General features: G+C 55.4%; 8 protein-coding genes. 2 read left to right on the forward strand and 6 right to left on the reverse strand.

All coding sequences use genetic code 11. The annotated features are described in order from the left end of the window. Positions 1–46 precede the first annotated feature (46 nt). Both pflB and pflA read left to right on the forward strand, forming a co-directional pair. Positions 47–2329: a formate C-acetyltransferase gene (pflB, locus tag OXR04_RS07190; protein WP_009091120.1), complete on the forward strand. Its 2283-nt coding sequence runs from the start codon at positions 47–49 to the stop codon at positions 2327–2329. A 164-nt stretch (positions 2330–2493) separates the two neighbouring features. After that, positions 2494–3234 (forward strand): pyruvate formate lyase 1-activating protein, encoded by a 741-nt coding sequence (gene pflA, locus OXR04_RS07195; protein WP_009091122.1) that lies wholly within the window; start codon positions 2494–2496, stop codon positions 3232–3234. Between the two features lie 53 nt (positions 3235–3287). On the opposite strand, the gene OXR04_RS07200 is transcribed toward pflA, so the two are convergent. The 6 genes from OXR04_RS07200 to lrp form a co-directional block, all read right to left on the reverse strand. Continuing rightward, the gene (locus tag OXR04_RS07200; RefSeq protein ID WP_009091124.1) at positions 3288–4439 is read right to left on the reverse strand and encodes an MFS transporter; all 1152 of its coding nucleotides are present in this window, start codon (positions 4437–4439) and stop codon (positions 3288–3290) included. 319 nt (positions 4440–4758) lie between these two features. Next, a complete protein-coding gene (gene serS / locus OXR04_RS07205) occupies positions 4759–6051 on the reverse strand; it encodes a serine--tRNA ligase (RefSeq protein WP_058957459.1) in 1293 nt (430 codons plus the stop codon). A gap of 92 nt (positions 6052–6143) precedes the next feature. Next, positions 6144–7487, reverse strand: a complete 1344-nt coding sequence (locus OXR04_RS07210; protein ID WP_267372431.1) for a replication-associated recombination protein A — start codon at positions 7485–7487, stop codon at positions 6144–6146. A 7-nt stretch (positions 7488–7494) separates the two neighbouring features. Continuing rightward, complete coding sequence (lolA, locus tag OXR04_RS07215) at positions 7495–8106, reverse strand: outer membrane lipoprotein chaperone LolA (protein WP_009091130.1); 612 nt, start codon at positions 8104–8106, stop codon at positions 7495–7497. Between the two features lie 177 nt (positions 8107–8283). Further along, positions 8284–11892 (reverse strand): DNA translocase FtsK 4TM domain-containing protein, encoded by a 3609-nt coding sequence (locus OXR04_RS07220; RefSeq protein WP_267372433.1) that lies wholly within the window; start codon positions 11890–11892, stop codon positions 8284–8286. 117 nt (positions 11893–12009) lie between these two features. Then, positions 12010–12504, reverse strand: coding sequence for a leucine-responsive transcriptional regulator Lrp (lrp, locus tag OXR04_RS07225; protein ID WP_006118610.1), 495 nt, complete (start codon positions 12502–12504; stop codon positions 12010–12012). Between the last annotated feature and the right edge of the window lie 129 nt (positions 12505–12633).

A 12633-nucleotide genomic window follows, 5' to 3' on the forward strand; every position in this document is an offset into this window, starting at 1 on the left:
CGCTGTGCCTGACCGTAACAGTCTCTTCATCTAAGGCAGGTATAGTATGACCGAACTTAATGCAAAACTGGCCACAGCATGGGAAGGATTTGCTGAAGGCGAATGGCAGAATAGCGTCAACGTGCGCGATTTCATTCAGAAGAACTACACCCCTTATGAAGGTGATGAGTCATTCCTGGCGGGTGCAACTGAAGCCACTACCAAATTGTGGGAAAGCGTGCTGGAAGGGATCAAAATTGAGAACCGCACCCACGCGCCTGTCGACTTTGACACCGATCTTGCTTCAACCATCACCTCACATGACGCTGGCTACATCATCAAGCCACTGGAAAAAATCGTAGGTCTGCAGACTGAAGCCCCTCTGAAGCGCGCCATTATTCCTTACGGCGGCATCAAAATGGTGGAAGGCTCATGCAAAGTTTATGGCCGTGAGCTTGATCCTTCACTGAAAAAAATCTTTACCGAATACCGTAAAACCCACAACCAGGGTGTGTTCGACGTCTATACACCCGACATCCTGCGCTGCCGTAAATCCGGTATTCTGACCGGTCTGCCGGACGCGTATGGTCGCGGACGTATCATCGGTGACTACCGTCGTGTCGCGCTCTACGGCATCGATTTCCTGATGGCGGATAAATTCGCACAGTTCACCTCACTGCAGAACGATCTGGAGAATGGCGTAAATCTCGAAGCAACGATTCGTCTGCGTGAAGAGATTTCCGATCAGCACCGTGCGCTGGCGCAGATCAAAGAGATGGCGGCAAAATATGGCCACGACATTTCCGGCCCGGCCACCAACGCTGCCGAAGCGGTACAGTGGACCTACTACGGCTATCTGGCCGCCGTGAAATCACAGAATGGTGCTGCGATGTCCTTTGGTCGCGTATCCACCTTCCTGGATGTCTACATTGAGCGTGACCTTAAAGCCGGTAAGCTGACAGAAGAACAGGCCCAGGAGCTGATCGACCATCTGGTGATGAAACTGCGCATGGTCCGCTTCCTGCGTACACCTGAATATGATGAGCTGTTCTCAGGCGACCCAATCTGGGCCACTGAATCCCTGGCCGGTATGGGTGTTGATGGCCGTACACTGGTCTCAAAAAGCACATTCCGCTTCCTGAACACCCTCTACACCATGGGACCGTCACCCGAGCCGAACATGACCATTCTGTGGTCAGAGAAACTGCCGATTAACTTTAAGAAATTTGCCGCTAAGGTCTCTATCGACACCTCATCCCTGCAGTATGAGAACGATGACCTGATGCGTCCGGATTTCAACAATGATGACTACGCCATTGCCTGCTGCGTCAGCCCGATGATTGTCGGCAAACAAATGCAGTTCTTTGGCGCGCGAGCCAACCTGGCGAAAACACTGCTCTATGCAATCAACGGCGGTGTTGATGAAAAACTGAAAATGCAGGTGGGCCCGAAAGGCGACAAAATCAGCGACGACGTGCTGAATTTCGACACCGTCATGGAGCGTATGGATCACTTCATGGACTGGCTGGCAAAACAGTATGTGACCTCGCTGAACATCATTCATTACATGCATGACAAGTACAGCTACGAAGCGGCACTGATGGCCTTACACGACCGGGACGTCTATCGCACCATGGCGTGCGGTATTGCGGGACTCTCTGTAGCGGCGGATTCACTTTCCGCGATTAAATATGCCAAAGTGAAACCTATCCGCGATGAAGACGGCCTGGCAATTGACTTCGATATCGAAGGTGAATATCCGCAGTTCGGTAACAACGATCCGCGGGTGGATGACCTGGCCTGCGATCTGGTTGAACGCTTTATGAAGAAAATCCAGAAGCTGACCACCTATCGCAATGCCGTGCCGACTCAGTCTGTCCTGACCATTACGTCAAACGTGGTATATGGTAAGAAAACCGGTAACACCCCGGATGGACGCCGCGCTGGTGCACCGTTCGGACCAGGTGCTAACCCGATGCACGGTCGCGACCAGAAAGGTGCGGTAGCGTCACTAACCTCCGTTGCGAAACTGCCGTTTGCCTATGCGAAAGATGGTATCTCGTACACCTTCTCCATCGTGCCGAACGCGCTGGGTAAAGATGATAACGTGCGGAAAACCAACCTTGCCGGTCTGATGGATGGTTACTTCCATCATGAAGCCAGCATCGAAGGCGGTCAGCATCTTAACGTCAACGTGATGAACCGTGAAATGCTGCTGGACGCGATGGAGCATCCTGAGAAGTATCCACAGCTGACCATCCGCGTTTCCGGTTATGCTGTTCGCTTTAACTCGCTGACTAAAGAGCAGCAGCAGGATGTGATTACCCGTACCTTTACTCAGTCACTGTAATCACCGCCCTACCCGCTTAAAAAGGCTCCTCGCGGAGCCTTTTATTTAAAAGTCTGTTCTGGTGGTCGTCTCTGTGAAGGTGTCCACCAGAATCGATTTCCTGCCCTGAGCGCAACAGAGATTGCGCCGTCTGTTACGGCAGACTCACTGGAGAAAACATCGCAATGTCAGTTAACGGTCGTATCCACTCATTTGAATCCTGCGGCACCGTCGATGGTCCCGGCATCCGCTTCATTACCTTCTTCCAGGGCTGCCTGATGCGCTGCCTTTACTGTCACAATCGAGATACCTGGGATACCCATGGTGGCAAAGAGATCAGCGTCGAAGCCCTGATGGCGGATGTGCTCTCCTATCGCCATTTCATGAACGCCTCTGGCGGTGGCGTCACCGCATCCGGAGGCGAAGCCATTCTTCAGGCTGAGTTTGTGCGCGACTGGTTTCGTGCCTGCAAGGCGGAAGGCATTCATACCTGTCTCGACACCAACGGTTTTGTCCGCCGTTATGATCCGGTGATCGATGAACTGCTCGACGTGACCGATCTGGTGATGCTCGACCTCAAGCAGATGAATGACGATATCCACCAGATTCTGGTGGGCGTGTCGAATCATCGCACGCTGGACTTTGCCCGCTACCTGCAGAAAAAAGGCAAACGCACCTGGATTCGTTTTGTCGTAGTGCCAGGCTATTCCGACGATGATGATACTGCGCACCGGCTGGGTGAATTCACTCGCGACATGGAGAATGTTGAGAAGATTGAACTGCTGCCTTACCACGAACTGGGTAAGCACAAATGGATTGCGATGGGGGAAGAGTACAAACTGGATGGCGTGAAGCCGCCCAAGAAAGAGACAATGGAGCGGGTAAAAAATATTCTTGCCAGCTACGGACACGAAGTCATGTACTAAGCCATTTAATGCCAGAAAAGGGAGCCAGTGGCTCCCTTTTTGTTATTCCGCGATCAGGCATGCGCCACTGGCGTGGCATGATGATTCGCTTTACGCAGCAGCATTACCAGATAGATCAGCGCCACCGTCGCAATCATGATAAACAGTGAGCGATCAGAGTAATTCTGCATCAGAACAGAGGTCATCGCCGGTCCCGCCAGACTGCCGACGGTATAACTCAGTAGCAGCGCCTGATTCATGGCAACCAGCTCATGGTGTGACACCGTCTCACAGGCCCAGGACATCGCCACCGGATAGAGCGTAAAGCCCGCGAGGCCGAGCACAAACAGCGACGGTGCCATTGCGGCATTGGCCAGCATCGCCATCGCCCCCAGGATAACCACAAAGACCTGCACCCGTAGCACCAGCATGCGACCAAAGCGGTCAGCCAGACGACCGATGGGCCACTGCCCCACAATCCCGGCACTGACCAGTAACGCCATCCAGTAGCCCACGTGAGCATCACTCATTCCCTGATGCGACAGGTAAAGCGGCATCAGACCGTAAAGTGAACCTAAGACGATACCAGAGATAATGCAGCCATTGATGCCAAGGCGCGAACTGCGGCGACGAAGCATAGGCCAGATGCGGGCCGGTACGGGCTCTGCCGCTTCAGCGCTGGCGGAGACGCGGGTGAAGACCAGCGGCAGTACCGCGCAGAACACCAGCGACGTGACCCAGGGGATCACACTCAGCAACTCTGTTGAGAGTCTGCTGACCAGCAACTGACCGGCCACCGTGCCCAGGTAGTAGACGATCATATAGGCTGCCAGAAGCTGGCCGCGGTTACGCACCGTTCCGCTGCAGAGTAGCGCACTCTCAACCACCACCCACATCAGCGCACAGCCCACGCCCGCAATAAAGCGCAGCGAACTCCATGCCCAGAAGCCTTCAAGAGTCGCAAGGCAAAGCGTGGCGACAGCAAAGAGTCCGGTTGCCAGGTAATAGCTGCGATTAAATCCGTAGTGTCTGATCAACCAGCCAGCCAGCAGCGTGCCTGCGAGATTACCGGTGTAATAAGAGGAGCTTACGATGCCCACCTGCCAGGTTGTCAGTAAGTCATGGGTCAGCCACAGTGGAACCAGCGTATTCAGTACGGCGATGGCTACGGTCATTAACATCAGGCCGCAAAGCAGCAAAATCACAGGGCGTGACCAGGTTGACATAGGGGATCGAAACCAGAACAGATAAAGGGAAATTGCGCGCAGTTTGCCACTGGCTTTTTTAAAGTCAATGGGTGCCATTTATCAGCAGCACATTTTGCTGCTCAACCATTTAATTTACTAATCTTCAGTGGGTTACAATCCGACAGGGCATCAGGAACTCAAATGCTATCCCTATGAAAATACAGATTTTTAAGCATTACGGCCCATCTGCTGTCGATAACGTTTATTTGTGATTCATTTGACGATAATCAGGCAGGATAGTTAAAACTGTGGGCATAAAAAAACCCGGCTGGCGCCGGGTTTAGTCCGTCAGGCTTGCTCAGCCAATGATCTCAGCGCCATTCATATACGGGCGTAAAACCTCAGGCACAATAATACGGCCATCTTCCTGCTGATAATTTTCCAGCACCGCAACCAGGGTACGGCCTACAGCCAGCCCAGAGCCGTTCAGGGTATGAACCAGCCGTGGTTTCTTATCCTGTTTATTGCGGCAACGCGCCTGCATACGACGCGCCTGGAAATCGCCCATGTTCGAACAGGAGGAGATTTCACGATAGGTGTTCTGAGCCGGTAACCACACTTCAAGATCGTAGGTTTTGGTCGATCCAAAGCCCATGTCCCCGGTGCAGAGTAAAACCTTACGATAAGGCAGGTTCAGCAACTGCAACACTTTCTCGGCATGCCCTGTCAGCTCTTCCAGCGCATCCATCGACTGCTCCGGGCTGACAATCTGAACCATTTCCACTTTATCGAACTGGTGCATACGGATCAGACCGCGGGTATCACGGCCGTACGAACCCGCTTCAGAACGGAAGCACGGCGTATGCGCGGTCAGTTTGACCGGCAGGCTCTCCTCTTCGAGGATTTCGTCACGCGCCAGGTTAGTCAGCGGCACTTCTGCCGTCGGAATCAAGGCATAGTGGCTGCTGTCTGATTCTTCTTCCAGCGGGCGGGTGTGGAACAAATCTTCGCCAAATTTCGGCAGCTGTCCGGTACCATAAAGCGTTTCGTGGTTAACCAGATAAGGCACATAGGTTTCCAGGTAGCCATGCTGCTCAGTGTGCAGGTCAATCATAAACTGACTCAGCGCACGGTGCAGGCGGGCAATCTGTCCCTGCATCACGACAAAGCGCGAACCGGTCAGTTTTACGGCGGCCGCAAAATCCAGACCTTTGGCTGCTTCACCCAGCTCAACGTGATCTTTAACCTGGAAATCAAACTGACGCGGGGTTCCCCAGCGGCTTACTTCCTGGTTTTCGCTGTCATCTTTACCCAGCGGCACTTCGTCTGCCGGAATGTTCGGCAGTGCCAGCGCAAAGTCACGGATTTGATTCTGCAGTTCATCCAGTTCTGCTTTTGCGGCATCCAGGCGTTCGCCCAGCGCGTTCACTTCCTGACGCAGCGGCTCGATATCTTCCCCACGGGCTTTGGCCTGACCGATGGATTTGGATCGGGAGTTACGCTCTGCCTGCAAATTCTCTGTTTCTACCTGCAGGACCTTGCGACGCTCTTCCAGCGAACGCAGCGTTTCCACATCCAGTTTATATCCCCGGCGTGCCAGTTTTTCTGCGACTGCGTCTGGCTCGTTACGCAGCAGATTGGGATCGAGCATGCTTATCCTGTGTTTAAAAAGTTGGTTGAAAGAAGGGACGCACTCCGGCGGAATGCGTTGAAAACATTGCCCACATTACCGTAACGTCTGTTTCAGCGGTAGCGTTTTGTCGGGCTATTTTGATCCTGTTCAGCCAGCCAGCTTAGCTTTTCGCCAATCTTGCCCTCAAGCCCGCGCTGGGTTGGACGGTAATAGCGGGTGTCAGCCAGTTCCGGCGGGAAATAGACTTCACCTGCGGCATAGGCGTTGGTTTCATCGTGGGCGTAGCGATACTCTTTGCCGAGTCCCATCTCTTTCATCAGCTTCGTTGGCGCGTTGCGCAGATGTTCCGGCACATCAAAATCCGGATGATCACGGGCATCCCGCATGGCGGCCTTGAAGGCGGTATAAACGGCATTACTCTTCGGTGCGCAGGCCAGATAAACAATCGCCTGCGCAATGGCGCGCTCCCCTTCTGCCGGGCCTACGCGTGTGAAACAGTCCCACGCGGCAATAGCGACCTGCATCCCGCGCGGATCGGCATTGCCGACATCCTCAGAGGCGATAGCCAGTAACCGGCGCGCCACATAGAGCGGATCGCCCCCGGCTGTGATAATACGTGCATACCAGTAGAGCGCCGCATCAGGCGCAGAGCCACGCACGGATTTGTGCAGCGCCGAAATCAGATCGTAAAAGCGGTCACCTTTGTTGTCGAAACGCGCCGAACGCTCGCCAGACACTTCATTAAGCAACCGGGGCGTGAGCTCCCGCTGGCCGGATGCGGTGGTTTCAGCCATATCCGCCATCATCTCCAGCGTGTTCAGTGCCCGACGCGCATCACCATTCACCAGCTCAGCGATCATTCTGCGCGTGTTGTCCGGCAGGACAATATCTGTATCGCCGTAGCCGCGCGCCTTGTCCAGCATCGCCTGATCCAGCACCTGCTCGATATCTTCCAGCGTCAGGGATTTCAGCAGATAGACGCGGGCGCGTGACAGCAATGCCGAGTTGAGTTCAAAAGAGGGGTTTTCTGTGGTGGCACCAATAAAAGTAATGGTGCCATCTTCGATGTGGGGTAAAAAAGCATCCTGCTGGCTTTTGTTGAACCGGTGCACCTCGTCCACAAACAGGATCGTCCGCCGCCCGGCCTGCTTATTCTGCCTGGCACGCTCAATGGCCTCCCGGATCTCTTTAACCCCGGAGGTCACGGCTGAGATACGTTCCACATCGGCATTGCCATAGTGCGCAATGATTTCAGCCAGCGTGGTCTTGCCGGTTCCGGGGGGTCCCCAGAGGATCATGGAGTGCAGGTGCCCTGCCTCAATGGCACGCGGCAGCGGTTTACCGGCACCCAGCAGATGTTGCTGACCAATGTACTGTTTCAACGTTTCTGGCCGCATACGCGCGGCCAGAGGTTTGAAATTTTCGGTGGAAAAATCCAGGGACAGGTTACTCACCGTGACCTCACTGACGTTGGTCGTCCACCGTCACGCCTTTTGGCGGTGTGAACGTGAATTTGTCCGGGCTGATTGCACCATTCTGCTGACTTTTCAGCTGATAATCGCTGCGCTGCCCATCCTGTTCGACCGCGCTGAAGCGATTGATGGTTCCGCCAGGCGTTACCTGAATCGTAAACTGTTTCAGATTGCCGTCACTGCTTTTCGGCGTCAGTTCGAAATTGTCGCCCTGCTGTTTGATGTTGTACTGCTTCCAGTCATTGGACTGGTTGCGGGCAATCAGCATAAACGGCGTGTTGCTCGTCGCATTCTGCAGCAGGCTGACCGTCGCCTGTTCAACAAACGGGTTGTAGAACCACAGCGATTTGCCGTCAGAGATGATGATGCTTTCGTCCGGGGCGGTCATATGCCAGTTAAACAGGCTGGGACGCTTGACCCACAGCTCGCCTTCACCATCCTGCACGCTGGCGCCACTGCTGTCCGTGACTTTTTGTGTGAAGCTGGCGTGGAAGCTGCTGACCTTATTCAGGCGCTGTTGCAGATCACTGGACGCATCAGCCAGCACGCTGGCTGAAGCAAAGGTGGCCAACAGGCCCAGAGCGATTACGCGTAATTTCATCTGCTTCAATTCCTTATTTAAACGTTCCCATCGATGACTGCTTTAAGCCTGGTCGCCGTTCCGCCATCAGGATAGAGGAAAAAACCGAAAGCTGATTCAGATATGGGGGATAAACCGCATAAAAACAATGAGCCAGTCGGAACTGGCTCATTAAGACGTGTTACAACCTGTTAACCGTTACATATCGTGTGGCGGTGGCGACAGCACTTCACGGTTGCCATTGTGTCCGGGTGCAGAGACGATACCCTGCGCTTCCATCTGTTCAATGATCCGTGCCGCGCGGTTATAGCCGATACGGAACTGACGCTGCACGCCTGAAATGGACGCGCGGCGCTTGTCGATGACAAAGCTGACAGCCTGATCGAACAGCGGATCCAGCTCTTCATCACTCTCCATTCCACCGGCACTTTCGCTCTCTTCGCCCGCCGTAATATTTTCGATATATTGCGGACGGCCACGCGCTTTCCAGTCCTGAACCACCGCGTGCACTTCCTGGTCGCGAACAAACGCGCCATGAACACGAATCGGTATTGAGGAGTTTGGCGGCATGTAGAGCATGTCACCCATACCCAGCAGCGACTCTGCGCCACCCTGATCGAGGATGGTGCGTGAATCAATTTTGCTGGAAACGGTAAAGGCGATACGTGTCGGGATATTCGCTTTAATCAGACCGGTAATAACATCGACAGAAGGACGCTGTGTGGCCAGCACCAGGTGAATACCGGCAGCACGGGCTTTCTGTGCCAGACGCGCAATCAGCTCTTCAACCTTTTTACCGACCGCCATGATCAGGTCAGCAAACTCATCGACCATCACTACGATGTAAGGCAGTTTCTCCAGCACCGGCGGCGTCATATCCATGCTGTCACCCGGCTTCCAGAACGGATCAGGAATCGGCCGTCCCATCGCTTCCGCCTGCTCAACTTTTTCGTTGTAACCCGCCAGGTTACGCACGCCCAGCGCCGACATCAGCTTGTAGCGACGCTCCATCTCACCCACGCTCCAGCGCAGCGCATTCGCCGCATCCTTCATGTCGGTTACCACTTCCGTCAGCAGGTGCGGAATGCCTTCATAGACCGACAGTTCGAGCATTTTCGGGTCGATCATGATAAAGCGCACTTCTTCCGGCGTCGCCTTGTAAAGCATGCTGATGATCATGGCGTTTACGCCCACCGATTTACCGGAACCGGTCGTACCGGCAACCAGCAGGTGAGGCATTTTCGCCAGATCGGCGACGACCGGCTGACCGGCAATGTCTTTACCCAGCACCACAGCCAGCGGAGAGGTATTGTCACGGAATTTAGGACAATCCAGAACTTCACGCAGATAGACGGTCTGACGATGCTTGTTAGGCAGTTCCAGACCAACATAAGGTTTGCCAGGGATGACTTCCACCACACGCACCGCGACTGTCGACAGTGAGCGAGCCAGGTCGCGTGACAGGTTGGAGATACGTGCCGCTTTCACACCCGGCGCCAGGTCAAGCTCGAAACGGGTAATGACCGGCCCCGGTGAGATGCCGACCACCTCCGCCTTGACGCGATAGTCACCCAGACGCGACTCCACCAGGCGGGCAGTCTGCTCCAGCGAGAACATATCTACCGGCTCTTCCTCTTCCGGCGGTGCGGTCAGCAGATCCAGCGAAGGCAGCGGCGTGGAAGGTTTCTCCAGCGGCTGCTCATGACGCATCAGGAACGGGTGGATCAGGCTGTCATGCAGTGACGGCTTCGCTTCTTCAACCGGCTGAACCGGTGCCGCTGGCGAACCATAAGCGGGCGCAGCATTGTCCGCAGCCGGTGCATGATAAGCAGGAGCCGCGGGCGCAGCGTAGGCTGGTGCAGAGTGGGCCGCAGCCTGAGGCGCGGCCGGGGCGCTGTAAGCAGGCGCAGTATAATCCGGCTCAGGCGTTGCCGCTGGCGGAGCATAGGCGGGCTCTGCCGGCGCATAGCGTGGTGGAGCCGGAACCTGAGCCAGAGCCTGCGGTTCTGAAACCTCACGCACCTGCTGCCAGGGTTCATGTGAAACCGCCGGCGCTTCCGGTTCCGGCGTAGCGGCAATGGTGAACAGCGGTTCAGACGGGCCTTCATCAACCAGATCTTTCATTGGCGAAAAATCAAAGGCTGACGCGGTATCCAGATTAAAGACCGGTTCTTTTCGCTCTTGCGGTTCATAGCGCTGCTGCTGCTGTTCGGCGAACTGCCGCGCCAGGGCGGCCTGCTGCTGCGCCTCCTGTTCTTCCTCATCATCCTGCTGCCAGCCGGCGCCATACCGCTGCTGCTGTTCAGACTGGAAGGCCTGGCGCAGTTCAGCCTGCTGCTGCGCTTCTTCAGCCTCCTGAGTCGGAAGATCGGATGCAGCCGCAGTCGATTCAGCGCTTTCCGCTTTCGCTTTCTCTTCAGCCATACGCTGCGAAGGTAACTTAATACCATACGAGGCCAGCTCACGGCGGGTAGGCAGTTTTACCGGATTAGGACGCGGCAATGCCGGGCCAATACCCTGCTTAACCTGCGGATTCAGATTCGTTTCAGGTGCCAGGTCAAAGATCGGGGCCGTGCGCGTCGCGGTTCGGGAGGCGGCGGCAGCGGCGGTGACCGCGGCTGTTGCGGCGGGCACCACAGGGTTGACCGGCGTGTCGCGCCAGTTCCCCATTTTCGGCTCATCATCGTCACAGGCACTGAACGCCGGAGCCGCTGGCGCCTCGTCAGGCATTTCAAAGTGATAAAGCGGAGGTGCGGCAGCAGGAGCAGATGCACTCTGCGTTGCCGTCGGCGCAGACGCTGCCGCATAAGCAGGGGCGCTCTGAGCCGGTGCCGGCTGCACAGGCGCAGCTGGCTGCGAGGCCGACAGGCTTTCTGCTGCTGCTGGATGCACCGCTGACGGCGGTACGGCTGCAGGCGCCGCGGACGCAGCCGTTCCTGGCGTTGCCGCTGCAACAGGCGCAGCCGGAGTCAGCAGCACATCGGCCGCTTCTGTGGTAGTGGCAACGGCCGCGCTGGTGGCTGCGGCGGCTTTAGCCAGCAACGGATCCTGCTCAGACGGTGAGGGTTCAGCGGCTTTGCGGGGGGCAGACAACAGCACATCATCATCCTGATCGCCGGTATGCAGCACAGGCGCGTCATCATACTCACGCGAATCCTGTTCATCCTCTTCCTGCCAGGGTTCATCGTGACGGGAGCGGTTGCTGGCAAAGGTCAGAACGCCCATCACGACCCCACCAATTCTCTCGGCGATAGTGAGCCATGACCAGCCAGTGTACAGCGTGATACCTGCCGCCCAGACGCAGAGCAGCATCAGCGTGCCGCCAGCCGGACTGAACCAGGGAGCGATGGCATTACTCACCAGGCTGCCGATCACCCCGCCTGAGGCAAAGTACCAGATGTCATCTGCGTTGAGTGCCGCCATGCCACAGGTGGTGACCACCAGCGCAAGAACGCCGATCAGGCGCAGCCCGACAGCAAAGTAGTCAAAATAGTCCTGATTATCGCGCTGACGGAAGGCAATCCAGCACAGACCCAGGATAACCGGCGGAATGGCGTACGCCATTACACCAAAGATGAAAAGTAAGGTGTCAGCCAGCCAGGCACCGACGCTGCCGCCGATATTGTGGATAGGTTCATGCCAGGCCGTTTGCGACCAGCTCGGGTCGGAAGGGTTAAAACTGACCAGTGAAACCATCAGGTAGATGGCAAACAGCGCCACCAGAATGAGCAACGCTTCCAGCAGACGACGTCCACTGCTCAGCGACTGTAACGTAACGTCTTTATCTTCTGTATATTCCTGGCTCAAGAGGACTCTCCAGGTGCCTGTAAAGTAAGAAGCAACAGCGTCGGGCAAGCCCGACGCTGATCCTGTATGAATTCACAGGAGTGTACCGAAATATCTCAGGTTTTGCACCTGCCCGCATCAGCGAGTCTTGATCACCAGGCGATTGCTCTGTTTGACCTCTTCCATGACGACATAGGTTCGCGTGTCGTTTACGCCCGGCAGACGCAACAGGGTCTCACCCAGCAACTTACGATAGGCAGACATGTCAGGAACGCGCGTTTTCAGCAGGTAGTCGAAATCACCGGAAACGAGGTGACACTCTTGAGTTTCCTCAAGTTTTTGCACAGCGGCGTTAAATTGCTCAAACACATCCGGCGCACCACGATTCAGAGTAATCTCAACGAATACCAGCAGAGAAGCATCAAGATAGTGCGGGTTCAGCTGTGCGGTGTAGCCAAGAATAAATCCCTGACGTTCGAGACGGCGCACGCGCTCAAGACATGGCGTAGGCGATAATCCTACGCGTTTGGAAAGCTCTACGTTTGAAATACGACCATCTTTCTGAAGTTCGTTCAGAATGTTCCTGTCAATTCTGTCGAGATCTTTCCCGGGGCGTTTCTTATTATCTACCATTATTATTGTCTCTCTTCATTCCTTCCCTTTACCTGCCACACCCTGAAAACGCTCATTGTTCGGGGCATTTTTGAAGTGAGCTAACAGAGCCTGTGGGTGAGACTTATCGATATGACGCATGCTGTCTGT

The sequence above is a fragment of the Pantoea sp. GM_Pan_3 genome, from assembly GCF_026541045.1.
GTDB lineage: Bacteria > Pseudomonadota > Gammaproteobacteria > Enterobacterales > Enterobacteriaceae > Pantoea > Pantoea anthophila.

Coding starts and splice junctions, on each gene's coding strand:
- OXR04_RS07200 (WP_009091124.1), bottom strand. CDS start 4,439: ATGTCAACCTGGTCACGCCCTGTGATTTTGCTGCTTTGCGGCCTGATG.
- serS (WP_058957459.1), bottom strand. CDS start 6,051: ATGCTCGATCCCAATCTGCTGCGTAACGAGCCAGACGCAGTCGCAGAA.
- pflA (WP_009091122.1), top strand. CDS start 2,494: ATGTCAGTTAACGGTCGTATCCACTCATTTGAATCCTGCGGCACCGTC.
- lrp (WP_006118610.1), bottom strand. CDS start 12,504: ATGGTAGATAATAAGAAACGCCCCGGGAAAGATCTCGACAGAATTGAC.
- pflB (WP_009091120.1), top strand. CDS start 47: ATGACCGAACTTAATGCAAAACTGGCCACAGCATGGGAAGGATTTGCT.
- lolA (WP_009091130.1), bottom strand. CDS start 8,106: ATGAAATTACGCGTAATCGCTCTGGGCCTGTTGGCCACCTTTGCTTCA.